This is a genomic window from Streptomyces novaecaesareae, assembly GCF_000716875.1.
GTDB lineage: Bacteria > Actinomycetota > Actinomycetes > Streptomycetales > Streptomycetaceae > Kitasatospora > Kitasatospora novaecaesareae.
On sequence record NZ_JNWQ01000072.1, the window covers coordinates 1 to 24131 of the forward strand.

The following is a 24131-nucleotide window of genomic DNA, read 5'->3' on the forward strand; positions in this document are numbered from 1 at the left end:
AAACGCCCGGTTACATTCCGAACCCGGAAGCTAAGCCTCACAGCGCCGATGGTACTGCAGGGGGGACCCTGTGGGAGAGTAGGACGCCGCCGAACAATTATTCAAGGCCGCGGCCCCAGCGATTCGCTGGGGCCGCGGCCTTTTTGTGTTTTGCGAACGTGAAGAAGTCCGGCATGACGGGACTTCCGCCCAGACGCGGAGGATCCCGGCATGCCGGACAATGGAGAAGGTGCGCGGGCCAGGAGGCCGGCGCCGAAACCGCGTGACGGCAACGGAGTTGTACGTACGGCCCGCGCGGTGAAGCTGAAGCAGCAGAAGGAGTCACCACGATGTCGAACCAGCCCCAGGACCGTCCCGAGCGTCGATCGGACGACGGCCGAGGCTACGAGCCCCGGTCCCGTGGGGGCTGGTCGAACGACCGTGGCGGCAACCGCCGCGACGACCGCCCCTCCGGTGGATTCCGCCGTGACGACCGCCCTGGCGGGTACCGTCGCGACGACCGCGACGACCGTCCGCGTCGGGACGACCGTCCGTCGGGCGGCTACGGCCGTGACCGCGATGACCGCGGTGGCGACCGTGGCGGTTTCCGCCGTGACGACCGCCCGGCCGGTGGTGGTTTCCGTCGCGATGACCGTCCGTCGGGCGGTTTCAACCGTGACCGTGACGACCGCGGTGGCGACCGTGGCGGCTTCCGCCGCGATGACCGTCCGGCCGGCGGCGGTTTCCGTCGCGATGACCGTCCCTCCGGTGGTGGTTTCCGTCGTGACGACCGCCCGTCGGGCGGTTTCAACCGTGACCGTGACGACCGTGGTGGCGACCGTGGCGGCTTCCGCCGCGATGACCGTCCGGCCGGCGGCGGTTTCCGTCGTGACGACCGTCCCTCCGGTGGCGGCTTCCGTCGTGACGACCGCCCGGCCGGTGGTGGTTTCCGTCGTGACGACCGCCCGTCGGGCGGTTTCAACCGTGACCGTGACGACCGTGGTGGCGACCGTGGCGGTTTCCGCCGCGATGACCGTCCGGCCGGCGGTGGTTTCCGTCGCGATGACCGTCCCTCCGGTGGTGGTTTCCGTCGTGACGACCGCCCGTCGGGCGGCTACGGCCGTGACCGCGATGACCGTGGTGGCGACCGTGGCGGTTTCCGCCGTGACGACCGCCCGGCCGGCGGTGGTTTCCGTCGCGATGACCGTCCCTCCGGCGGCGGTTTCCGTCGTGACGACCGCCCGTCGGGCGGCTACGGCCGTGACCGCGATGACCGTGGTGGCGACCGTGGCGGCTTCCGCCGCGATGACCGTCCGGCCGGCGGCGGTTTCCGTCGTGACGACCGTCCCTCCGGTGGTGGCTTCCGTCGTGACGACCGCCCGAGTGGGTTCCGTCGTGACGACCGTGACGACCGTCCGCGTCGGGACGACCGTCCGTCGGGCGGCTACGGCCGTGACCGTGACGACCGCGGTGGCGACCGTGGCGGCTTCCGCCGCGACGACCGTCCCTCCGGCGGTTTCAACCGTGACCGCGATGACCGTGGCGGCGACCGCGGTGGCGACCGCGGCGGTTTCCGTCGTGACGACCGCGGTGGCGACCGTGGCGGTTTCCGCCGTGACGACCGCCCCTCCGGCGGCTACCGCCGCGACGACCGCGGTGGCGACCGCCGTGATGACCGCGGCCGTCGGGACTACGACGACCGCCGGGGCAACTACGAGCCCGTCAAGCGTCTGCCGATCCCGGAGGACGTCACCGGCTTCGAGATCGACGCGGACGTGCGCCAGGAGCTCAAGAGCCTGCCCAAGACCCTCGCGGACGATGTCGCCCGCAACCTGGTGATGGTGGCCCGCCTGCTCGACAGCGAGCCGGAGGAGGCCTACCAGTACTCGCGCGTCGCGCTCCGTCTGGCCTCCCGCGTGGCCGCCGTCCGCGAGGCGGCCGGTTTCGCCTCGTACGTGACCCAGCGGTACTCCGAGGCGCTGACCGAGTTCCGTGCCGCCCGTCGGATGACCGGTCGGGCGGACCTGTGGCCGGTGATGGCCGACTGCGAGCGTGGTCTGGGCCGTCCGGAGCGGGCCCTGGCGATGGCCGGTGAGCCCGAGGTCAAGCAGCTGGACAAGGCCGGTCAGGTCGAGATGCGCCTGGTGGCGGCCGGTGCCCGCGCCGACATGGAGCAGTACGACGCCGCCGTGGTGACGCTGCAGAGCCCGGAGCTGGCGTCCAGCGCCGTGCACCCGTGGACCGCGCGGCTGCGGTACGCCTACGCCGAGGCGCTGATCGCGGCCGGCCGTGGCGACGAGGCCCGTGACTGGTTCGCCAAGGCGGCGGAGGCCGACACCGACGGCACCACCAACGCCTCGGAGCGGCTCGCCGAGATCGACGGCGTGGAGTTCACCGACGCGCTCGACCCGGAGGCGGCCGAGGAGGAGGCCGACCAGTCCGAGGCCCCGGCGAAGAAGCGCGGCGGCGACATCGCCGACGACCGCGTGATCTTCGAGGACGAGGAGGACGTCGAGGAGTACTACGACGAGGACGACCTCGAGATCGACGAGGAGTTCGACGGCGTGGTGCCCGAGCGCGCCAAGGACGCCCAGGACACGAAGGACGCCCAGGACGTGAAGGCCGGCGACGCCGACGACGCCGAGGCCGGCGACGCCAAGAGCTGAGCGACCGCAACGCCGTGAGGCCCTGCCGTTCCCCGGGAAATCCGGGAACGGCAGGGCCTCACGGCGTCCGGGCCGACGGCGGTGTCAGCCCAGCGCGAGGTTGCGCAGCACCAGTCCGGTGGCCGGCTTCGGCCCGAAGGAGGTGGACTTGCGCGGCATGGTGACTCCCTGTTCGGCCAGCCGCCGCACCACGCTCTCCCGGACCGGGTGCAGCAGGACGGCGGTGCCGCCGGTGCGGGCGGCCTCCCGTTCGGCGGCCGCGGCGGTGTGCAGGTAGCCGATGTCGTCCGGGCCGTCGGGGACGCGCCAGGTGCGGTCGAGCAGGGTGGCGTGCAGGACGGTGGCGTCCAGGTGGCGCCACTCCTCGGGCCGGTCGTGCGGCACGGTCGCGTCCAGCAGGGCCTCCTCGGGCTCGCCGAGCAGCCAGAAGACGCCGTCGCCGCCGGTCAGGACGAAACCGTTGCCGCCCTGCCGCTTCTGCTCGGCGAGCGCCTGGAGGGCGGTGGGCAGCGGGCCGGGGACCTCCTTGACCTTCCAGTGGTCGCCCAGCTTCTCCAGCGCCTCGGCCACCGGCAGCCGGTAGAGCACGCGGTGGATGGCCCGGACCCGCAGCGGGTAGCGGGCGGTGTCCACCAGGAGCACCATGCCGCGGTCCCACGGGCTGCGCGGCAGGTGGCGGTGCTCGCGCTGAAGGCGCAGGTACATCTCCCAGCGGTGGTGGCCGTCGGCGATCAGTGCCCGGCAGGTGGCGAGGTCACGGCCGATCTCGGCGATGTCGGCCGGGTCCGCGACGGCCCACAGGCGGTGGTGGGTGCCGTCGGTGGTGGCGGTGGAGAGCAGCGGTTCGCCCTCGACCGTCCGCTCGATCACACCGGAGGCACCGCCGTCGCCGCGGTAGGTGAGCAGCAGCGGTTCGAGGTTGGCCCGGGTGGTGCGCATCAGGCCCACGCGGTCGGCGACCGGCCGCGGCATCACGTCCTCGTGGGGGAGGACGACGCCGACCTCGGGGCCGCTCACCGCGAGGGCGCCGATCAGGCCGCGCTGGAGCAGTTCGGGGGAGTCGGCGGTGGCGGGAACCCGCTGCTCGTAGACGTAGATCGCGGGCTCCGGGTCGGCGGCGAGGATCCCCTCGCGCTGCCAGGCGGCCAACAGGCGGGCGGCGTGCCGGTACCGGGTGTCCCGGTCGGGGCGGTCGCCGGCGTCCTCGGGCTCGGGCCTGGGCAGGATCAGCCGGACCACGTTGTGCGGGTCGGCGGTCTCCAGGTCGAGCCTGCGGCCCGGGTCGACGACGTCGTACGGCGGGGACGTCACCGCGGCCAGGGCGCCGACCCGGTCGGGGACGTAGCGCAGGCCGCGGAAGGGGGACAGGGACAGACCGGCGGTGGCGACGTGCCCGGGATCGCCGGGGCCGCCCTCGGGAGTCTCGACTCCGTCTTCTGCACTGGGTGTGCTCATTCTGGGCATCGTAACCGGGTACGCGTTGTTGAGAGATCCGAATACCCGTGCCGATTCGTGGGGCGGGTGGGCGACCGAGGGCGAGGTACGGCATGGACGACGGGCAGGAACGGGTGGACGGCGGCGGCCCGGCCGGGTCGGGCGGGCCGGCCGGTGCCGCGGGCGAAGACGCCCAGGCCGGCGGCGGCCCGACCGGCGGGATCCCGCCGCAGAGCCGCTCCGGGGAGCCCGCCGGGGACGTGTACGACTGGTTCCGCCGGGGCGCGCAGCTCCTGGCGCAGGGGCATCCGGCGGCCGCCGAGCAACTGCTGTCCCGGGCGGTGGCGGCCGAGCCGCACTCGCGCAGCATCCGGGAGGCGCTGGCCCGCGCCCAGTTCGACGCGGGTTCGTACGCGGCGGCGCTGGAGAACTTCCGGGCCGTGGCACTGGCCGACCCGGCGGACGACTACGCTCAGTTCGGATGGGGGGTCGCGGCGGCCCGGCTGGGCGACTTCGAGACGTCCGCCGAGCACCTGGCCCTGGCCGTGGCGATGCGGCCGGAGGCCGACCACTACCGGGCGGCGCTGCGGCAGACCCGGGCGACGCTGGCGGCCCGGGCCGGTGCGTACGGCCCGCTGCTGCCCGGCGCACCCGGGTACCTGGCGCCCCCGCCCGGTACCGCGGACCCGGTCGGGAGAGAGCCGGACGGCGCCGAGGGCGACGCCTGAGCGGCCGACGGCACGGACGGCCGCACCGCGCGGTGCGCCGAGCCGGTGAGCCAGGGGAGTCGGGGGAGCCGGCGAGCTGGTGAGTCGCGGAGCCGGGAAGCCGGGAAGCCGGTGCAGTGAACGACGCAGTGAACGACGCAAGCGAATGACGACGCAGTGAATGAGGTAGCGCAGCCATGACCGAGACGGCCACCCCCGTGCGACGCACCGCCCCCGGCGGCAGCGAGCGGCCGCTGACCGAGGCGTACGACACGGCGCTGCTGGACCTGGACGGCGTGGTCTACGCCGGGGCGCAGGCGATCGAGCACGCGGTGGTCTCGCTGGACGCCGCCCGGACGGCCGGGATGCGGCTCGCGTACGTGACCAACAACGCCTCCCGTCCGCCGCGTGTGGTGGCCGAGCACCTGACCGAGCTGGGCGTTCCGGCCCAGCCCACGGACGTGATCAATTCGGCCCAGGCGGCCGCCCGGGTGGTCGCCGAGAAGGTGCCGGCCGGCGCGAAGGTGCTGGTCGTGGGCGGTCTCGGGCTGGAGGAGGCGCTGGCCGAGCAGGGGCTGGTCGCGGTCCGCTCGCTGGCCGACGAGCCGGCCGCCGTGGTCCAGGGCTTCGACCCCTCGGTGGGCTGGACCGACCTGGCGGAGGCCTCGTACGCGGTGCAGAGCGGGCTGCCCTGGGTGGCGTCCAACCTGGACCTGACGGTGCCGCGGGCGCGGGGCATCGCGCCCGGCAACGGCACGCTGGTCGCGGCGGTGCGGGCGGCGACCGGGGTGGAGCCGGAGGTGGCGGGCAAGCCGCTGCCGCCGATGCACCGGGAGACCGTGCTGCGCACCGGCGCGAAGCGGCCGCTGGTCGTCGGCGACCGGCTGGACACCGACATCGAGGGCGCGTTCAACGGCGGGGTGGACAGCCTGCTGGTCTTCACCGGGGTGACCACCCCGGAGCTGCTGCTGGCGGCCCCGGTCGAGCACCGGCCGACCTATCTGGCGGCCGACCTGCGCGGACTGCTCGTCCCGCACGCGGCGGTGACGGCCGAGGCCGAGGGCTTCGGCTGCGGCGGCTGGGTCGCCCGGGCCGAGGGCGGCGCGCTGCGGCTGACCGGGGCCGGGGACCGCTGGGACGGCCTGCGGGCGCTGTGCGCGGCGGCGTGGACGGCGTTGGACGCGGGCGGCGCGCCGGTGGACGGGCGGAAGGCGCTGGCCGAGCTGGGCTTCTGAGGCGCCGAGGGCATTCGGGCACCGGGCCCGACGGCCGGGTCAGAGCAGGGTGCGCAGCCGCAGCAGGTCGCGGAAGCCCGCCTCCAGCCGGACCCGGCCGCTCGCCCAGGCGGACGCGAAGTTCAGCCGGCCGTCGACCAGGGCGACCAGGTCGTCGCTGCTCATGGTGAGCCGGATCTCGGCCTTCCCGGTCGGGGTTCCCGGGGTGACGACCACGTCCTGGATCCGGCCGTCCCGCAGCTGCCCGGTGAAGGTCAGGTCGAGGTCGGTGATCCGGCAGCTGACCGAGCGGTCGAGGGCCGAGGCCTTGCGGACGTCGCCGGTGGACTTCGCCATGTTCCGGCTGAGCTGTTCCAGCGCCTCCCGGCACTCCTCGGCGTTCGCCATGGGCGGCGGCTCCATCCCCTGGTCACTACGGTGCTGACTGCGGGCCACGGTACCTCAGGCGGGTTTTGGCGGTAGCGTCGTCCGTGGGGTGCCCGGAACGGCCCGGGTGCCGAGAGCGACGCAGCGACGCGCGTAGGCGATTGGGAGGCACCCGGATGCTGCCGAGGACGGTTCGGGGAGTGGTGGAGACCGCGGCCGGGGTGGTCGAGGAGGTCGGCAAGCGGGTCGTCGGGACGGCGGCCGTGATCCTGGAGAAGGCCGGGGTCGACGTCGCCGATGTGGAGCGTCGGCTGGGCGGGCAGTTCCCGCCGTCGGCGAAGACGCTGCAGACCCTGGCCGAGGAGGCGTTGACCGCCGGGCGGGCCGGGGTGGACCTGGCGGTCGGGATGGCGCGCAACGAGGCGGAGAAGGTCTTCGAGAAGGTCGGTGACCAGGTCACCAAGGTCGGCGTGGTGCTGGCGTACCTGGAGACCAAGCTGCGCGAGGTCGAGGAGGAGGCTCCGGCGGCGGAGCCCGGGGCGGATGCGTACGGCGCCGAGGAGCCGGTGCCGGCGCCGCGGGCGGACGACCTGTTCGGGCGCGGGTGGGAGTTCGAGGAGGAGCGGTCGTCGGGCAGGCGGGTGGGGGATCCGATAGTCGCCGAGCGGGTGGAGGTGGACGCGCCGGTCGAGGTCGACCCGCCGGTACCGCCGGCCGCCCCGCGGAAGGCTCCCGCGCGCAGGAGCACGGCGGAGACGAGCACGGAGAAGAGCTCGGAGAATAGGGCGGAGAAGAAGACCGCGGCGGCCGGGAGGCCCGTCGCCGAGAAGGCCACGGCCAAGCGGGCCACCGCCAAGAAGGCCGCTGCCAAGAAGACGACGACCGTCAAGAAGAGCGCCACCGCCAAGCAGGCCGCCGCGCAGCCCGAGGCCCCCGCGAAGCGCACGGCGACCAGGAGGACCACGGTCCGCAAGGCCACCAGCACGAAGAAGCCCGATGCCCGAGACGAGTGAGACGAGTCGACCGACCGGCCAGATCGGCCCGTCCGGCCCGTCCGACGCGGGCGCGCCGGGGCGGCAGGTGGAGCCGATCGGCGTCGAACTGGTTCCGACCGGCCACCCCGCGGTGGACGCCGGGCTGGCCCGGCTGGAGGCCCTGGACGGGGTCCCGGCCGAGGCACACGTCGCGGTGTACGAAGATGTTCACCAGCGGTTGGCCGACACACTGGCCGCGCTCGACCAGGAATGACCCGTAGGACCGGTAGGAGCTGAAACACCAGTGGCAGTGGCACGACGCCGACTCGACGCGGAGCTGGTCCGCCGCAAGCTGGCCCGGTCGCGTGAGCACGCGTCCGAGCTGATCGCGGCCGGCCGGGTGACCGTCGGCGGCACCACCGCGACCAAGCCGGCCACCCAGGTGGAGACCTCGGCGGCGGTCGTGGTGGCCAAGGACGACAACGACCCCGACTACGTCTCGCGCGGCGGCCACAAGCTGGCCGGCGCCTTCGCGGCGTTCGTGCCGCAGGGCCTGGTGGTCGAGGGCCGCCGGGCGCTGGACGCGGGCGCGTCCACCGGCGGCTTCACCGACGTGCTGCTGCGGGCCGGGGCGGCCGGCGTGCTGGCGGTGGACGTCGGGTACGGGCAGCTCGCCTGGTCGCTGCAGAGCGACGAGCGGGTCACCGTGATGGACCGCACCAATGTGCGGGAGCTGACCCTGGAGCTGATCGGCGACACCCCGGTGGACCTGGTGGTGGGCGACCTGTCGTTCATCTCGCTGGGCCTGGTGCTCCCGGCCCTCGCGTCCTGCGCGGCCGAGGACGCGGACCTGGTGCTGATGGTCAAACCGCAGTTCGAGATCGGCAAGGAGCGCCTGGGCAGCGGCGGGGTGGTGCGCAGCCCGCAGCTGCGGGCCGAGATGGTGCGCCAGGTCGCCGGGCAGGCGTGGGAGCTCGGGCTGGGCGTGCGCGCCGTGACCGCGAGCCCCCTGCCGGGGCCGTCCGGCAACGTGGAGTACTTCCTCTGGCTGCGCCGGGACGCCCCGCAGCTGGACCCCGCGGAGGCGGACCGGGCCGTGGCGGAGGGGCCCCGATAGGGTGCTCTGCAGACGTCCGGCCCGTCATGCTGTATGGCGGCCGCACCGGGCCGAGGGCGACCCGGCCGGCGTTAGGGAGAGGGCAGCGGCATGAGCGATGAAGCACGTACGGTCTTCCTGATCGCGCACACCGGCCGGGAGGCGGCGCTGCGCAGCGTCGAGGCGCTGGTGCACGGGCTGCTGAAGGCAGGGCTGCGGATCAGACTGCTGGAGACCGAGGCGGTCGACCTGGACCTGCCGGACGGCGTCGAGAAGGTGGCCGAGGGCCCCGGGGCGGCGGACGGCTGCGAGCTGATCCTGGTGGCCGGCGGGGACGGGACGCTGCTGCGCGGGGCGGAGCTGGCCCGTTCGCACGGGCTGCCGATGCTCGGGATCAACCTGGGCCGGGTGGGTTTCCTCGCGGAGGCCGAGCGGGACGACCTTGCCGTGGTGGTCGAGCGGGTGGTCGACGCGGACTACGAGGTCGAGGAGCGGATGACGCTCGACGTCATCGTGCGCACCAACGGCGACGTGGTGCACCACGACTGGGCGTTGAACGAGGCGTCGATCGAGAAAGCGTCCCGGGAGCGGATGCTGGAGGTGGTGACCGAGGTGGACGGCCGCCCGGTCTCCAACTTCGGCTGCGACGGCGTGGTGTGTGCGACGCCGACCGGCTCCACCGCGTACGCGTTCTCCGGTGGCGGGCCGGTGGTGTGGCCGGAGGTCGAGGCGCTGCTGATGGTGCCGATCTCGGCGCACGCGCTGTTCGCCCGCCCGCTGGTGACCTCGCCCGAGTCGGTGCTGGCCGTCGAGGTGCAGCCGAAGACCCCGCACGGTGTGCTCTGGTGCGACGGGCGGCGCTCGGTCGAACTGCCCGCCGGGGCCCGGGTGGAGGTGCGCCGGGGGAAGACGCCGGTGCGGCTGGCCAGACTGCACCGGGCGCCGTTCACCGACCGGCTGGTGGCCAAGTTCGCGCTGCCGGTGACGGGTTGGCGCGGTCGGGCCGACCACCACTAGGACGCGCGGGGCCGTCGGCGGCCCGGCCGACCGTCAGACCGCCAGGGGCTGGGCCTCGTCGGTCGGGCCGAGCCGGCCGCCGGCTGCCGCGCGGGCGGCCAGCCCGGCGAGGCGTTCGACGGAGGCGGGGACGGTTGCGGCGGGCACGGTGAGCGGGATCCGGATGTGGTGCTCGAAGGCGCCGTCCGAGCCGAAGCGGTTGCCCGAGGCGATCCGCACCCCGTCGCGTTCCCCGGCCAGGGCCAGCGCCGCGCCGGACAGCCCGGCGGTGGAGATCCAGAGCGCGAGCCCGCCGGAGGGCATCGGGAAGCTCCAGTCGGGCAGGTGCGCGGGCAGCGCGGTGGCGAAGGCCTGCGCGGTGGCCCGCAGCCGGGCCAGCTGGTACGCCCGTACGGCGGGCAGTGGTTCGCCCAGCAGTTCGGCGGCGATCAGCTGGTCCAGCACCGGGGTGCCGACGTCGCTGTAGACCCGCTCGCCGGCCAGCCGGCGCACCAGTGCGGGCGCGGCCCGGACCCAGCCGATCCGCAGGCCGCCCCAGAGCAGCTTGCCGGCCGAGCCGACGGTGACCACCTGGGCGGACCGGTCCAGCGCCGCCATCGGGCGCGGCAGTGGCTCGGACTCCGCCACGCCCCAGCCGAGTTCGGCGGTGGTCTCGTCCACCAGCACGACGCTCCCGGCGGCCCGCGCGGCGGCCAGCAGCTCGCGGCGCTGCTCCTCGTCGATCAGCGCGCCGGTCGGGTTGTGGAAGTCCGGGATCACGTAGGCGAGCCTGGGCGCGGCGCCGCGCAGCACCCGCTGCCACTCCTCCTGGTCCCACCGGGGGCCGGAAGCCCAGGCGTACGGCACCGGGACCAGCCGGGCGCCGGTGAGCCGCAGGGCCTGCAGGGTGTGCGCGTAGCTGGGCGCCTCCACGGCGACCCGGTCGCCCCGGCCGACCAGCACCCGCTGGACCAGGTGCAGGGCGCCCATCGCGCCCGTGGTGACCAGGATCTGGTCGGGGGTGGTGGGCAGCCCGCGCTCGGTGAAGCGGCGGGCGACGGCCTCGCGCAGCACCGGGACGCCGGTGGGGTAGTGGCCGTGCCCGGAGGCGTAGCAGGGCAGCTGCTCGACGGCCCGGGCGGCGGCGTCGCCGAACCAGGGCTGTGGGGCGGGCAGGGCGGCGACGCCGAGGTCCAGGGTGCGGCCCTGCTCGTCCGGCGGGACGGGGTGCAGGGCGTCGCCGGGCGGCGGGGCGCCCTCGGGCAGGGCGGTCCAGCTGCCCGCGCCGCGCCGGCTGTGCAGGTAGCCCTCGCCGCGCAGCGTCTCGTAGGCGGTGGCGACGGTGGTGCGGCTCAGTTCCAGGGCGGAGGCCAGCTCGCGTTCGGCGGGCAGCCGGGCACCGACCGGCAGCCGGCCCTCGGTGACCAGCAGGCGGATCCGGCCGGCGAGGGCGCGGTAGGCGGGGCGGCGGGCGGTGGCCGGCTCGGGGAGCCGGGCGCCGGCGAGCAGCCGGGCCAGCGCGGGCGGGGTGACGGTGGTGTGCCAGTCGGCCATGGCGATCAGTCCACTTGCTCGGGATTGGCCCTGGAGCGGGCTGTTTTGGCCCGGCCATCATGGCAGGGCGGCCGTACCGTCCGCCACCACCGGGCCGCCCGGAGGTGCAGCACCACCGCAGGAGCACCATTGGCCACCACGACCACGCCCGTACCAGCCACCGCGGAGACCACCCTCGCGGTCCGCGTCCTCGGCGACACCCACGCCCTCGCCCGCCGGCTCCCGCAGCTGTTGGCCGGCCTGACGCTGTACGGCGCGAGCATGGCGCTGATGCTCCGCTCCGGCCTCGGCCTGGACCCCTGGGACGTCCTGCACCAGGGCCTGCAGCGCAGCATCGGCCTCTCGGTCGGCGCCTGGGTGACCATCTGCGGCGCCCTGGTCCTGCTGCTGTGGATACCGCTGCGCCAGCGCCCTGGCCTGGGCACCGTCGCCAACGTGCTGGTGATCGGCGTGGCGATGGACCTCACCCTGCGGATCGTCGGGGACCTGCACGGCCTGCCGGTCCGGATCGCCGGAGCGGCCGCGGCGATCACGCTCAACGGCCTGGCGGGCGGCCTCTACATCGGCGCCCGCCTCGGCCCCGGCCCGCGGGACGGCCTGATGACCGGACTCCACCGGCGCACCGGCCGCTCGCTGCGGCTGATCCGCACCGGCCTGGAGGTGGCGGTGCTGGCCGCCGGCCTGCTGCTCGGCGGCACCGCCGGGATCGGCACCGTCGCGTACGCGCTGGTCATCGGCCCGCTGGTGCAGTTCTTCCTGCCCTGGTGCACCGTGCCGATGCCCGCGCGAAACTCCCGGAAGGAGTGAACTTCGGGGCACGGAGTTGCCGCGCGCCGTTGCCGCTCGTCGCGCGCCGGGGGCGGAACCTCGTAAGGTCGTCTCCGTGTTGGACGAGATGCGGATACGGGATCTTGGGGTCATCGACGACGCGGTGGTCGAACTCGCCCCCGGCTTCACCGCCGTGACGGGTGAGACCGGCGCCGGCAAGACCATGGTCGTCACCAGCCTCGGCCTGCTGCTCGGCGGACGCGCCGACCCGGGCCTGGTGCGCAACGGCACCGGACGCGCCGTCGTCGAGGGCCGGCTGGAACTGCCCGCCGACTCCCCGGTGGCGGCCCGCGCCGTCGAGGCCGGGGCCGAACTGGACGACGGGGCCCTGCTGATCAGCCGGACCGTCTCCGCCGAGGGCCGCTCCCGCGCGCACGTCGGCGGGCGGGCCGTCCCGGTCGGGCTGCTCGCCGAGCTCGGCGAGGACCTGATCGCCGTGCACGGCCAGACCGACCAGCAGCGCCTGCTGCGCCCGGCCCGCCAGCGCGGCGCGCTGGACCGGTACGCGGGCGAGGCGGTGGCCGAGCCGCTGGCCCGCTACCGCGAGACCTACCGCACCCTGCGCGAGGTCTCCGCGACGCTGGAGGAGCTGACCACCCGGGCCCGCGAACGCGCCCAGGAGGCCGACCTGCTGCGCTTCGGCCTGGACGAGATCGCCGCCGCCGAGCCGGTGGCCGGGGAGGACACCGAGCTCGGCGCCGAGGCCGAACGGCTCGGCCACGCCGACGCGCTCTCCTCCGCCGCGACCCTCGCGCACGCCGCCCTGGCCGGCGACCCGGCCGACCCGGAGGCCCTGGACGCGGGCACCCTGCTCGCGCAGTCCCGCCGGGCCCTGGACGCCGTACGCCACCACGACGAGCGCCTGGCCGTGCTCGCCGACCGCCTCAACGAGGTCGGCTACCTGCTGGCCGACGTGGCCGGCGACCTGGCCGGCTACGCCGACGACCTGGACGCCGACCCGGTGCGCCTGGCCGCCGTCGAGGACCGCCGGGCCGTCCTGGCCCAGCTGCTGCGCAAGTACGGCGGCGAGGAGAACACCCTCGCCGAGGTGATCGCCTGGGCCGAGGCCGGAGCCGCGCGGCTCGCCGAACTCGACGGCGACGACGACCGGATCGACCAGCTGGGCGCCCGGGAGACCGAACTGCGCACCGAGCTGGCCGAACTGGCGGCCGAGGTGTCGGACGCCCGGCAGGCCGCGGCCGGCCGCTTCGCCGAGGCCGTCTCCGCCGAACTCGCCGAACTCGCCATGCCGCACGCCCGGGTGACCTTCTCGATCAGCCAGGTCGACGACCTGGCCGGGATCGAGGTCGGCGGCCGCGCCGTCGCGTACGGCCCGCACGGCGTGGACGAGGTCGAGGTGCTGCTCGCCCCGCACCCGGGCGCCCAGCCCCGCCCGATCGCCAAGGGCGCCTCCGGCGGTGAGCTGTCCCGGGTGATGCTCGCCGTCGAGGTCGTCTTCGCGGGCGCCGACCCCGTCCCGACCTACCTGTTCGACGAGGTGGACGCCGGAGTCGGCGGCAAGGCCGCGGTCGAGATCGGCCGCCGGCTGGCCAAGCTGGCCGAGTCCGCCCAGGTCGTCGTGGTCACCCACCTCCCGCAGGTCGCCGCGTTCGCGGACCGGCACCTGGTGGTGGAGAAGACCAACGACGGCACCGTGACCCGCAGCGGCGTCAAGGTGCTGAACGACGAAGAGCGGGTGCGTGAACTCTCCCGGATGCTGGCCGGCCTGGAGGACTCGGAGCTGGGCCGGGCCCACGCCGAGGAGCTGCTGGCCGCCGCCCGGGCCCCGCGCACACCCTGAGCCGGCACCGGCGGTACCCGCGGCCCGTCAGCGACGCGCCCCGGGTGCCGCCGACTGTCCAAGAGGGCCGCCGACCTGGCATGGTGGCGGCTGGACACTGGCTTCCCAGCCCCGAGCGCCGCCCGGCGGGCAATCCTCGCGAAGCGGCGCGCGAACCTGATCGAGTCGGATGCGAGACGACGTGGACCATTCCGCCACCCGGGCCACCGCGGCCGCCCCGGAACCGGGGCAGCTGCACGTGGTACTCGTCCTGGCCGCCAGCACCGGCGGCATCGGTGCGCACGTGCGCTCCCTGGCCCACGGCCTGGTCGCGCACGGGGTGACCGTCACGGTCTGCGCGCCGGCCGGCACGGACGCGCTGTTCGGCTTCTCCCGGACGGGCGCCAGGTTCCACACCGTCGACATCACCCCCACCGCGGGCGCCCGCAGCGACGCCGCCGCGATCGGCGAGCTGCGCCGGGCCTTCACCGGCGCCGACGTGGTGCACGCCCACGGGCTGCGCGCCGGACTGCTCTCCGACCTCGCGCTGCGCACCGCCGGCCGCTTCCCGGGCCTGCGCCCGGAGACGCCGCTGGTGGTCACCTCGCACCACGCGCTGCTGGCCACCGGCATGGAGCGCCGGCTGCAGCGGCTGATGGAGCGCCGGGTGGCGCGCGCCGCCGACCTCGTCCTCGGCGCCTCCTCCGACCTCGTCGCCCGGGCCCGCGAACTGGGCGCCACCGACGCCCGGCTCGGCCCGGTGGCCGCCCCGCCGATGCCCGAGGGCCGGCTCGGCCGAGCCGAGGCGCGCGCCGAGCTGCTCGGCGACGGCCCGGACCGCCCGCTGGTGCTGGCGATCGGCCGGCTCGTCCCGCAGAAGGCCTTCGGGCTGCTGCTGGACGCCGCCCGGGAGCTGTCCGCGCTGGACCCGGAGCCGCTGGTACTGCTCGCCGGGGACGGCCCGGAGGCGGGCGCGCTGCGTGAGCGGGCGGCCGCCGAGAAGCTGCCGGTACGGCTGCTCGGCTACCGCACCGACGTGCCCGACCTGCTGGCCGCCGCCGACGTGGTGGTGGTCTCCAGCCGCTGGGAGGCCCGCTCGCTGGTGGTGCAGGAGGCGATGCGGGCCGGCGTGCCGGTGGTCGCCACCGCCGTCGGCGGCATCCCCGAACTGGTCGGCGACGCCGCCGTCCTGGTGCACCCGGGGGACCCGGCCGCGATCGGCGCGGCGGTGCGCGGGCTGCTGGCCGACCCGGCCCGCCGTGAACGGCTGGCGGCGGCCGGCCGGCAGCAGGCCGAGACCTGGCCGGACGAGGCCGCCACCGTCGCCCAGGTGCTCAGCACCTACGACGAACTGGTCCAGCGCGCCTGACCAGGGCCTGTCTTCAAACTCGCGTCTGCGGGGCGACAGGCCCTAGACCGTCGCCTGCTCGACCCGGTCGGCGGCCAGGCCGTCCGGCTGGGCGGACAGGTAGGCGGCGCCGCAGGCGGTCAGCCGCAGGGCGGTGTCGATCAGCGGGACGTGGCTGAAGGCCTGCGGGAAGTTGCCGACCTGGCGCTTGAGCCGCGGATCCCACTCCTCGGCGAGCAGGCCGATGTCGTTGCGGAGCGAGAGCAGCTTGTCGAACAGGTCGCGGGCCTCCTGGACCCGGCCGATCATGGCGAGGTCGTCGGCCAGCCAGAACGAGCAGGCCAGGAAGGCGCCCTCGTGGCCGGAGAGCCCGTCCACGTTGTTCCCGGACTCGTCGTGGGTCGGGTAGCGCAGCACGAAGCCGTCCTCGGTGGACAGTTCGCGCTGGATCGCCTCGATGGTGCCGATCACCCGCTTGTCGTCCGGCGGCAGGAAGCCGACCTGGGGGATGAGCAGCAGCGAGGCGTCCAGCTCCCGGCCGCCGTAGTACTGGGTGAAGGTGTTGCGCTCCGGGTCGTAGCCCTTCTCGCAGACGTCCCGGTGGATGGTCTCGCGCAGCTCGCGCCAGCGCTCCAGGTGGCCGTCGGCGGGGGCGTCCTCGGGGGTCTGCTCCAGCAGCTTGATGGTGCGGTCGACGGCGACCCAGGCCATCACCTTGGAGTGGACGAAGTGCCGGCGCGGGCCGCGGACCTCCCAGATGCCCTCGTCCGGCTCCTGCCAGTGCTCCTCCAGGTACTCGATCAGGCGCAGCTGCAGGTGGTGGGCGTGGTCGTTGCGGACCAGGCCGGTCATGTGGGCCAGGTGCAGGGCCTCCACGACCTCGCCGTAGACGTCGAGCTGGAGCTGCCCGGCGGCGCCGTTGCCGACCCGGACGGGCTGGGAGCCCTCATAGCCGGGCAGCCAGTCCAGCGAGGACTCGGTGAGCTCGCGCTCGCCCGCGATGCCGTACATGATCTGCAGGTTCTCCGGGTCGCCGGCGACGGCCCGCAGCAGCCACTCGCGCCAGGCCTTGGCCTCGTCGCGGTAGCCGGTGCGCAGCAGGGAGGAGAGCGTGATCGCGGCGTCGCGCAGCCAGGTGTAGCGGTAGTCCCAGTTGCGCTCGCCGCCGATGTCCTCGGGCAGCGAGGTGGTGGGGGCGGCGACGATGCCGCCGGTGGGGGCGTAGGTGAGGCCCTTGAGGGTGATCAGGGAGCGGACCACGGCCTCGCGGTAGGGGCCCTGGTAGGTGCACTGGTCGGCCCACTCGTGCCAGAAGTCGGCGGTGGCGTCCAGCATCTCCTCGGCGTCCGGGGCCGTGGGCGGGTCCAGGTGGGAGGCCTGCCAGGTGAGGGCGAAGGCGATCCGCTCGCCGGCGGTCACGGTGAAGTCGGCGTAGGTGGTGAGGTTGCGGCCGTACGTGTCGGCCTCGCCGTCCAGCCAGACCGAGTCGGGCCCGGCGACGGCGACGGTGCGGTGGCCGCCGTCGGCCTGCTCGACGCGGTGCACCCAGGGCACGATGCGGCCGTACGAGAAGCGCATCCGCACCGCCGAGCGCATCCGGACGGTGCCGGCCACGCCCTCGACGATCCGGATCACCTGGGGGACGGCGTCCTTGCCGGCCAGCGGGCGCGGCGGCATGAAGTCGATCACCCGGACGGTGCCGCCCTGGGCGTCCCACTCCTGCTCCAGGATCAGCGAGTCGCCCCGGTAGCGGCGGCGGTCGGCGGGCACGGCGGGGGCGGCGGCGGTGGGCGGGGGCACGCGCAGGTCGGCGGTGTCGGCGAGGCGGACCCGGCCGACGGTGCTGGGGGCCGTGGCGGGGACGGGCACCGGGACGGCGGTCGCGACGGCTTCGGCCGGGCCGATCCGCCAGAAGCCGTGTTCATCGGTGCCGAGCAGGCCGGCGAACACGGCCGGCGAGTCGAAGCGGGGAAGGCAGAGCCAGTCCACCGCCCCGTCCCTGCTGACCAGGGCAGCGGTCTGCATGTCCCCGATGAGTGCGTAGTCCTCGATACGGCCGGCCACGTGGATCTCCAGTTCGCAATGTGGTCAGGGCATCGGCGAGCGGAGGGAGCGAGCGGTCTGCGGGGCCGGGGGTCCACCCCGGGACGTCCGGACTGCCGGGGGGTGGTGGCAGGCCTTGCTGGAGTGTCCGCGCGGGGCTCGGTCGAGCCCCTGGAGTGGGTGGGGAGGAGCTGGAATACGGGGAGGTCCGGTCGCGCATCGGGGACCGGGAGTGTCCTGACCCTCCCACGCCCTCCGCGTGCTCGTGCTGTCGGCGATGCGTCCGAGCAGCTTACGACGGACGAAAGGGGCGAAGCACGCGGGCGACGCCCGGTGTGGCGCCGCAATTCGGCGGAAATGCCGTGCATCGCAGGGGTGCGGCGAAGGATGGTCCGGAAGGATCACCTCCGGGTGGCCTGTCCGGAGGATCCGGTATGGCCCGGCCGGATGACCTGGTCTGGCCCGGTTCGGCGGGTCGTGCGACGGGTGTGACACCTGCGGCGGATGATGCGCCGGTGGTGCGCCCGGCGCACGCCCCCGGTGCGGCGCGCGCGGCCCGAACGGCGTCCGGGTCGGGTCACTGTTACCCTGGTATCCCGTGGACCGGCGGGATCAAACGCCCCGGACCAGCCGAACCGACGACCCTTCGAGCGCCGCGCACCGAGCCGGCCTCCCGTCGCCCGGCGAGCCGAGAGCTTCCCGCCCACGTCACCTTCGACACACGACCCACGGGAGCCCCCTCTTGGCACAGCCCCATTCCGGCAAGGCAGCGAACGGCCGCGCCGTGACGACCAAGCACCTCTTCGTCACCGGGGGTGTCGCCTCTTCGCTCGGCAAGGGGCTCACCGCCTCCAGCCTCGGAGCCCTGCTCAAGGCCCGCGGCCTGCGTGTGACGATGCAGAAGCTCGACCCGTACCTCAACGTGGACCCGGGCACCATGAACCCGTTCCAGCACGGTGAGGTGTTCGTCACCGACGACGGCGCCGAGACCGACCTGGACATCGGCCACTACGAGCGGTTCCTGGACACCAACCTGCACGGCTCGGCGAACGTCACCACCGGCCAGGTGTACTCGACCGTCATCGCCAAGGAGCGCCGCGGCGAGTACCTGGGCGACACCGTCCAGGTCATCCCGCACATCACCAACGAGATCAAGTCCCGGATCCGCCGGATGGCGACCGAGGACGTCGACGTGGTGATCACCGAGGTCGGCGGCACCGTCGGCGACATCGAGTCGCTGCCGTTCCTGGAGGCCGTCCGCCAGGTCCGCCACGAGGTCGGCCGGGACAACGTGTTCTTCGTGCACGTCTCCCTGCTGCCGTACATCGGCCCCTCGGGCGAGCTGAAGACCAAGCCCACCCAGCACTCCGTCGCCGCGCTGCGCAACATCGGCATCCAGCCGGACGCCATCGTGCTGCGCGCCGACCGCGAGGTCCCGCAGGCGATCAAGCGCAAGATCTCGCTGATGTGCGACGTGGACGAGGAGGCCGTGGTCGCGGCCATCGACGCCAAGTCGATCTACGACATCCCGAAGGTGCTGCACGGCGAGGGCCTGGACGCCTACGTCGTCCGCCGCCTGGACCTGCCGTTCCGCGACGTGGACTGGACCACCTGGGACGACCTGCTGCGCCGCGTCCACGAGCCGCAGCACATCGTCAAGGTCGCCCTGGTCGGCAAGTACATCGACCTGCCGGACGCCTACCTGTCGGTGACCGAGGCGCTGCGCGCCGGCGGCTTCGCCAACAACGCCCGGGTCGAGATCAAGTGGGTCACCTCGGACGACTGCGAGACGCCCGAGGGCGCCCGGGAGCAGCTCGGCGACGTGGACGCGATCTGCATCCCCGGCGGCTTCGGTGACCGCGGCGTCAACGGCAAGGTCGGCGCGATCACCTACGCCCGCGAGAACAAGGTCCCGCTGCTGGGCCTGTGCCTGGGCCTGCAGTGCGTGGTCATCGAGGCCGCCCGCAACCTGGCCGGCCTGCCGGAGGCCAACTCCACCGAGTTCGACGCCGCCGCCAAGCACCCGGTCGTCTCCACCATGGCCGAGCAGCTGGCCATCGTCGACGGCAAGGGCGACCTGGGCGGCACGATGCGCCTGGGCCTGTACCCGGCCAAGCTCGCCGAGGGCTCGATCGTCCGCGAGGTCTACGGCGGCGAGCCGTACGTCGAGGAGCGCCACCGCCACCGCTACGAGGTCAACAACGCCTACCGCGCGGACCTGGAGAAGACCGGCCTGCAGTTCTCCGGCCTCTCCCCCAAGGGCGACCTGGTCGAGTACGTCGAGTACCCGCGCGAGGTGCACCCCTACCTGGTGGCCACCCAGGCCCACCCGGAGCTGAAGTCCCGCCCGACCCGCCCGCACCCGCTGTTCGCGGGCCTGGTCAAGGCCGCCATCGAGATCAAGACCGCGGCCTCCGAGTAGGGGCCTGCGAGTAGGTCTTCCTCTCTTCGGCCTCGGTCGTTCACCGGACGGCGGCCCCGCGATTCCCGCGGGGCCGCCGTCCGGCGTTAGATTGTGTCGTACTGACGAAAAGGGGAGAGCGATGGACGAGCAGAGTGACCGGGTGATCGCCGACGTGGCCGAGGAGTGGGAGGTCCGGGACGGCCGGACGCCGTTCCAGGGCAAGGTCACCGGCGTGCGCAGCGAAGAGGTCCGGATGCCCGACGGCAGCTGGGCCCGCCGCGACTACCAGACCCACCCCGGCTCGGTCTCGGTGCTCGCCCTCGACGACCGGCAGCGGGTGCTCGTCCTGCGCCAGTACCGCCACCCGGTGCGCCAGCGGCTGTGGGAGCTGCCGGCCGGCCTGCTCGACGTCCCCGGCGAGAACCCGTGGCACGCCGCGCGGCGCGAGCTGTACGAGGAGGCGCACTGCAAGGCCGACACCTGGCGGATCCTCGCCGACTACTACACCTCCCCGGGTGGCACCGACGAGGCGCTGCGGATGTTCCTGGCCACCGACCTGTCGGCGGCCGAAGGGGAGCGCTACGCGGCCGAGGGCGAGGAACAGGAGATCGAGGTCGCCTGGGTGCCGGTGCCGGAACTGATCCGGCTCATCCAGGCCGGGCACCTGCACAACCCGACGCTGATCACCGGCACCCTCGCCGTGCACGCCGCGCTCACCGGCCCCGACGGGCTGGCCGCGCTGCGCCCGGCGGACGCGCCCTGGCCGGCCCGGCCCTTCGAGGCGTGAGCGGCCGTCCCGGTCGCGCCGCCCGGGGGAGGCGGCGCTTCGGGTGCCGACGGCCGTCCCGCTCGATTCGCCCGGGCGGAGGCGGTGCTTCGGGGTGCCGAGGGCCGTCCCGGTTGATTCGCCCGGGTGATTCGCCGGTTCGTACGACCGGATGTCACCTCGGCTGAGCTGGACGGTCGAACTACGCTTCGCAAACAGGGCGCCCGTCCCGGGCCGCCTCCGCTGAGCACCGGACGACGAGTCCGGATGCCGAGCGTCGCATGCCGAGCGCGGGATGACGTCGGGAGTGGCACGGGTGGCGAGGAAGACGGCGACGATGGACCCCGGCCCCGGCGCGCCCGCCGGGGCCGTCCCGGGCCTGGACCGGCTGCCGGCCGGGCCCGCACTGTTCGTCGGGCGGCGCGCCGAACTGGCCGCACTGCGGGCGGCCGCCGCCCGCCCGGCGAGCGGCCGCTGCCCGGTCCTGGTGCTGGCCGGGCGCCCCGGCTCCGGGCGGACCGCGCTCGCCGCGCGCTTCGCCCGCACCGTCGCCCCCGACTACCCCGACGGCGTGCTGTTCGCCCGGATGTCCGCCGCCGACGGCGGCCGGGTGCCGCCCGCGCGGGCCGCCCGGCTGCTGCTGGAGCAGCTCGACCCGGAGTCCGCCGTGCCGCTGCCCGGGGCGGCCGGGGACGGGCGGGACGAGCCGGGCTGCGTCGCGCTGCGCGAGGCGCTGGCGGGGCTGCGGGTGCTGCTCGTCCTGGACGACGTACGGGACGCCGGGCAGGTGTGGCCGCTGCTCGCCGACGAACCCGGCTGCCTGGTGCTCGCCACCACGGCCGGACCGCTCACCGGGATCGAGGACATCGACCCCGTGATCCTCGGCGGGCTGGACCGGACGGCCTCCGGCGAACTGCTGGCCGACCTCGTCGGCGGCACCCGGATCTCCTGCGACCCGGTCGGCGCGGCTGATCTGGCCGAGGCCTGCGCCGCCCGGCCGGCCGCACTGCGGCTGATGGCGGGGTGGCTGCGGGGGAGCCCCAAGAGCGCGGTGACCGACGCGGCGCAGGAGCTGAACCGGGTGGTGGGGGAGGAGACGGCGCCTGCGGTGGGGGCCAAGAACGGCCCGGCGAATGCGGCCGAGAAGGCGGAGGCGGCGGTGAGGGCCGCTGCGCCGTCGAAGCCGTCGGAGAACACGCAGAAGTCTGTGCCCAAGGTCACGGCCAAGGTCACGGCCAAGAATGGGGCCAAGTCCGCGGCCAGGAGCGCCGCCGAGAGCGGGCCCAAGAAGAAGGGGGAGGGGGACGGCTCCGCCTCCGCTTCTGCTTCCACGTCCGCCGTCGAGTCGGCGGGTGACCCGGCGGCCTGGGTGAAGCCCGGCCCGGAGCCGGCCGAGCCGGTGCCCGTTCCCGACAACGATCCGCTGCTCGGTGCGTTCACCCTGCTCTACCGCGGGCTGCCGGCCGCCCAGGCGCGGATGCTGCGCACCCTCACCCTGGCCCCGGCGCAGACGGCGGATCCGCGCACCGCCTCCGCCCTGGTCGGCTGCCCGGTGCCGGACGCGGCCGCGACCCTGGCCGCGCTCGCCGAGCGGGAACTGCTGGGGGAGGAGGCGCCCGCCGCCGACGGCACCCCGCGCTACCGAGTGCCCGGGCGGCTCTACCCCCGGCTGGTCCGGCTGCGGCAGCAGGAGGACCGGCCCGCCGAGACCGAACTCGCCCGGGCCCGGCTGCTGGAACGGCTGGTCCGGCTCACCGAGTCGGCCCGGGCGCTGCTCGACCCGGCGGGCGGCTCCGGCGCCGCCCCCGGAACTGCCCCCGGAACCGCCCCCGAGCCGCTGCCGGCCGCGCTGCGGCTGCGTTCGGCCGCGCACGCCCGGGAGTGGCTGCTCGGCGAGCGGGAGCTGCTGCTCGGCGCGGTGGCCGACGCGATCGGCCAGGGCGATCTGGACGGCTCGGCCGGGCGGCTGGTCACCGCGCTGCTGCGGGCGCTGCCGCTGACCGGCGCCGCCGCCCCCACCGACCTCTACCGGCTGCACGAACTGGTGCTGACCGTCGCCGAGCGCAACCGCCGGCCCCGCCGCGCCTCCGCCGCCCTGCTCAACCTGGGCGACCTGCAGGTCTCGGCGGGCCGCTGGGAGCAGGCCGCCGCGCACTACCGGGCCGCCCTGGAGCACGCCCGCACGGCCAACGACGAACCGCTCTGCGCGCGCGCCCTGGAGGGCGCGGCCGGCTGTCACCGGGCGCTCGGTGACGCGGTGCGCGCCGCCGACTGGTACGGGCGAGCGCTCGGCCTGCGCCAGTCGCTCGGGGACCATGCGGCCGAGGCCCGGCTGCTCGCCCGGGTGGCCGAGGCGCACACCGCGCAGCGCCGCTTCGACGAGGCCGACCGTGAGTACCGGGCGGCCCTCGCGGTCCTGCGCAGGCTCGGCGACGAGCGCGGCCGGGAGGCGGTCGGGGCGGCCCTTTCGGACCTGCGGGAACGCGTCGACGCCGGGTGGTGACGGGCGGTTCGGAGGTATTGTCGAAGATGCCCGGTTACAACGTCTTTGGCGGGTAAGTCGCAGGGGAAGCCTACGAACCTGCCAATGCGCGCGGGGAAATTATTCACTTTGGAAGGCTGACACGCCGACTTGGCTTCATTACACTCGAAGCTAGTCGCGCAGCGATCCCCGCCCCGGGCTGCCCGGAGGCTTCCCCACGTGCGCGTCGCCCACCGGTCTTCTCCGGTCGGGACCCCCATGGCAAGAGGACGTGTTTAGCCGTGAAGGTCGGCATCCCCCGCGAGGTCAAGAACCACGAGTACCGCGTGGCCATCACGCCCGCCGGCGTGCATGAGCTGGTCCGCAACGGACACGAGGTCTACATCGAGGACAACGCCGGTCTCGGCTCCTCGATCCCCAACGAGGAGTACGTGGCCGCCGGCGCCACCATCCTCCCCACCGCCGACGAGGTGTGGGCCACCGCCGACCTGCTGCTGAAGGTCAAGGAGCCCATCGCCTCCGAGTACCACCGGCTGCGCAAGGGCCAGACCGTCTTCACGTACCTGCACCTGGCGGCCGACCGGGCCGGCACCGACGCGCTGATCGCCTCGGGCACCACCGCGATCGCGTACGAGACCGTGCAGCTGGGCAACGGCGCGCTGCCGCTGCTCGCCCCGATGTCCGAGGTCGCGGGCCGCCTGGCCCCGCAGGTCGGCTCGTACCACCTGATGCGTCCGGCCGGCGGCCGCGGCGTGCTGCCCGGCGGCGTGCCCGGCACCCACCCGGCCAAGGCCGTCGTCATCGGCGGTGGCGTCTCCGGCTGGCACGCGGCCACCATCGCCATCGGCATGGGCTACGACGTGACCCTGCTGGACCGCGACATCAACAAGCTGCGCGAGGCCGACCGCATCTTCGGCACGAAGATCAAGGCCATCATGTCCAACTCCTTCGAGCTGGAGAAGGCCGTCCTCGACGCCGACCTGGTCATCGGCGCGGTGCTGATCCCGGGCGCCAAGGCCCCGAAGCTGGTCACCAACGAGCTGGTCTCCCGCATGAAGCCGGGCTCCGTGCTCGTCGACATCGCCATCGACCAGGGCGGCTGCTTCGAGGACTCGCACCCGACCACGCACGACGACCCGACCTTCCAGGTCCACAACTCGGTCTTCTACTGCGTGGCCAACATGCCGGGCGCCGTCCCGAACACCTCCACCTACGCGCTGACCAACGCCACGCTGCCGTACGTCATCGAGCTGGCGAACCGCGGTTGGAAGGAGGCGCTGCGCCGCGACCCGGCGCTCGCCAAGGGCCTGAACGTGCACGAGGGCCAGATCACCTTCCCGGCCGTGGCCGAGGCCTTCGGCCTGGAGTCGGTCTCGCTGGAGAGCGTGCTCGCCTGAACCCCCTGACCGCTCGGCGGTCGTTCGCCCCCGACCCGATATCTTCGGGTCGGGGGCTTCGCCGTGCCCGTCAACG

The 24131-nt window shown here is 74.5% G+C and carries 18 protein-coding genes, 1 rRNA gene and 1 pseudogene; 16 read left to right on the plus strand and 4 right to left on the minus strand.

What is annotated here, in order from left to right; translation table 11 throughout:
• The 3 genes and pseudogenes from rrf to OP86_RS24385 all read left to right on the plus strand — a co-directional run.
• Positions 1–95 (plus strand): 5S ribosomal RNA (gene rrf / locus OP86_RS33880); the annotation flags it as partial.
• A gap of 492 nt (positions 96–587) precedes the next feature.
• A pseudogene (locus tag OP86_RS24380) lies at positions 588–1190 on the plus strand (DEAD/DEAH box helicase); the annotation flags it as partial.
• Between the two features lie 519 nt (positions 1191–1709).
• On the plus strand, positions 1710–2645 hold the full coding sequence (locus OP86_RS24385; RefSeq protein ID WP_199815243.1) for a tetratricopeptide repeat protein: 936 nt from the start codon (positions 1710–1712) through the stop codon (positions 2643–2645).
• A gap of 84 nt (positions 2646–2729) precedes the next feature.
• Here OP86_RS24385 and OP86_RS24390 read toward each other — a convergent pair whose 3' ends face one another.
• Entirely contained in the window at positions 2730–4100 is a 1371-nt protein-coding gene (locus tag OP86_RS24390; RefSeq protein ID WP_078589488.1) for a DUF1015 family protein, read from the minus strand.
• Positions 4101–4192: 92 nt separating this feature from the next.
• Between OP86_RS24390 and OP86_RS24395 the strand changes: the two genes are divergently transcribed.
• Positions 4193–4807 (plus strand): tetratricopeptide repeat protein, encoded by a 615-nt coding sequence (locus tag OP86_RS24395; protein ID WP_078589486.1) that lies wholly within the window; start codon positions 4193–4195, stop codon positions 4805–4807.
• Positions 4808–4983: 176 nt separating this feature from the next.
• Entirely contained in the window at positions 4984–6021 is a 1038-nt protein-coding gene (locus tag OP86_RS24400; protein WP_030062409.1) for an HAD-IIA family hydrolase, read from the plus strand.
• A 39-nt stretch (positions 6022–6060) separates the two neighbouring features.
• On the opposite strand, the gene OP86_RS24405 is transcribed toward OP86_RS24400, so the two are convergent.
• Positions 6061–6408 carry an SCP2 sterol-binding domain-containing protein gene (locus OP86_RS24405; protein WP_030062410.1) on the minus strand — a complete coding sequence of 116 codons (348 nt, stop codon included), beginning with the start codon at positions 6406–6408 and terminating at the stop codon, positions 6061–6063.
• Positions 6409–6587: 179 nt separating this feature from the next.
• Here OP86_RS24405 and OP86_RS33885 point away from each other — a divergent pair, with 179 nt between their 5' ends.
• The 4 genes from OP86_RS33885 to OP86_RS24425 all read left to right on the plus strand — a co-directional run bounded on the left by OP86_RS33885 (position 6588) and on the right by OP86_RS24425 (position 9474).
• Positions 6588–7400, plus strand: coding sequence for a hypothetical protein (locus tag OP86_RS33885; protein WP_051830508.1), 813 nt, complete (start codon positions 6588–6590; stop codon positions 7398–7400).
• A complete protein-coding gene (locus OP86_RS24415; protein WP_051830511.1) occupies positions 7384–7635 on the plus strand; it encodes a hypothetical protein in 252 nt (83 codons plus the stop codon). Before OP86_RS33885 ends, OP86_RS24415 begins: the two co-directional genes overlap by 17 nt.
• A 36-nt stretch (positions 7636–7671) precedes the next feature.
• Positions 7672–8478 (plus strand): TlyA family RNA methyltransferase, encoded by an 807-nt coding sequence (locus OP86_RS24420; RefSeq protein WP_030062413.1) that lies wholly within the window; start codon positions 7672–7674, stop codon positions 8476–8478.
• Positions 8479–8568: 90 nt separating this feature from the next.
• The gene (locus tag OP86_RS24425) at positions 8569–9474 is read left to right on the plus strand and encodes an NAD kinase (RefSeq protein ID WP_030062414.1); all 906 of its coding nucleotides are present in this window, start codon (positions 8569–8571) and stop codon (positions 9472–9474) included.
• Between the two features lie 33 nt (positions 9475–9507).
• On the opposite strand, the gene yczR is transcribed toward OP86_RS24425, so the two are convergent.
• A complete protein-coding gene (yczR, locus tag OP86_RS24430; RefSeq protein WP_030260617.1) occupies positions 9508–11007 on the minus strand; it encodes a MocR-like transcription factor YczR in 1500 nt (499 codons plus the stop codon).
• 228 nt (positions 11008–11235) lie between these two features.
• Here yczR and yczE point away from each other — a divergent pair, with 228 nt between their 5' ends.
• The 3 genes from yczE to OP86_RS24445 all read left to right on the plus strand — a co-directional run bounded on the left by yczE (position 11236) and on the right by OP86_RS24445 (position 14984).
• On the plus strand, positions 11236–11814 hold the full coding sequence (gene yczE / locus OP86_RS24435; protein WP_030260615.1) for a membrane protein YczE: 579 nt from the start codon (positions 11236–11238) through the stop codon (positions 11812–11814).
• 88 nt (positions 11815–11902) lie between these two features.
• Positions 11903–13636 (plus strand): DNA repair protein RecN, encoded by a 1734-nt coding sequence (recN, locus tag OP86_RS24440; protein ID WP_030062417.1) that lies wholly within the window; start codon positions 11903–11905, stop codon positions 13634–13636.
• Between the two features lie 169 nt (positions 13637–13805).
• A complete protein-coding gene (locus OP86_RS24445; RefSeq protein ID WP_051830512.1) occupies positions 13806–14984 on the plus strand; it encodes a glycosyltransferase family 4 protein in 1179 nt (392 codons plus the stop codon).
• A 42-nt stretch (positions 14985–15026) separates the two neighbouring features.
• On the opposite strand, the gene OP86_RS24450 is transcribed toward OP86_RS24445, so the two are convergent.
• Positions 15027–17027 (minus strand): glycoside hydrolase family 15 protein, encoded by a 2001-nt coding sequence (locus tag OP86_RS24450; RefSeq protein ID WP_051830514.1) that lies wholly within the window; start codon positions 17025–17027, stop codon positions 15027–15029.
• 721 nt (positions 17028–17748) lie between these two features.
• Here OP86_RS24450 and OP86_RS24455 point away from each other — a divergent pair.
• The 4 genes from OP86_RS24455 to ald all read left to right on the plus strand — a co-directional run bounded on the left by OP86_RS24455 (position 17749) and on the right by ald (position 24055).
• On the plus strand, positions 17749–19428 hold the full coding sequence (locus OP86_RS24455; RefSeq protein ID WP_078589484.1) for a CTP synthase: 1680 nt from the start codon (positions 17749–17751) through the stop codon (positions 19426–19428).
• Between the two features lie 121 nt (positions 19429–19549).
• Positions 19550–20197, plus strand: coding sequence for an NUDIX domain-containing protein (locus OP86_RS24460; RefSeq protein WP_030260606.1), 648 nt, complete (start codon positions 19550–19552; stop codon positions 20195–20197).
• Between the two features lie 295 nt (positions 20198–20492).
• Entirely contained in the window at positions 20493–22679 is a 2187-nt protein-coding gene (locus OP86_RS24465; protein WP_234435101.1) for a tetratricopeptide repeat protein, read from the plus strand.
• A 260-nt stretch (positions 22680–22939) separates the two neighbouring features.
• Positions 22940–24055 carry an alanine dehydrogenase gene (ald, locus tag OP86_RS24470; protein WP_030062543.1) on the plus strand — a complete coding sequence of 372 codons (1116 nt, stop codon included), beginning with the start codon at positions 22940–22942 and terminating at the stop codon, positions 24053–24055.
• Positions 24056–24131: the final 76 nt, after the last annotated feature.

Bases quoted from the DNA above. Each gene is read 5' to 3' on its own strand.
- OP86_RS24395 (WP_078589486.1), top strand. From the start codon at position 4,193: ATGGACGACGGGCAGGAACGGGTGGACGGCGGCGGCCCGGCCGGGTCG.
- OP86_RS24390 (WP_078589488.1), bottom strand. From the start codon at position 4,100: ATGAGCACACCCAGTGCAGAAGACGGAGTCGAGACTCCCGAGGGCGGC.
- OP86_RS24460 (WP_030260606.1), top strand. From the start codon at position 19,550: ATGGACGAGCAGAGTGACCGGGTGATCGCCGACGTGGCCGAGGAGTGG.
- OP86_RS24405 (WP_030062410.1), bottom strand. From the start codon at position 6,408: ATGGCGAACGCCGAGGAGTGCCGGGAGGCGCTGGAACAGCTCAGCCGG.
- OP86_RS24415 (WP_051830511.1), top strand. From the start codon at position 7,384: ATGCCCGAGACGAGTGAGACGAGTCGACCGACCGGCCAGATCGGCCCG.
- OP86_RS24400 (WP_030062409.1), top strand. From the start codon at position 4,984: ATGACCGAGACGGCCACCCCCGTGCGACGCACCGCCCCCGGCGGCAGC.
- OP86_RS24445 (WP_051830512.1), top strand. From the start codon at position 13,806: ATGCGAGACGACGTGGACCATTCCGCCACCCGGGCCACCGCGGCCGCC.
- yczR (WP_030260617.1), bottom strand. From the start codon at position 11,007: ATGGCCGACTGGCACACCACCGTCACCCCGCCCGCGCTGGCCCGGCTG.
- recN (WP_030062417.1), top strand. From the start codon at position 11,903: ATGCGGATACGGGATCTTGGGGTCATCGACGACGCGGTGGTCGAACTC.
- OP86_RS24425 (WP_030062414.1), top strand. From the start codon at position 8,569: ATGAGCGATGAAGCACGTACGGTCTTCCTGATCGCGCACACCGGCCGG.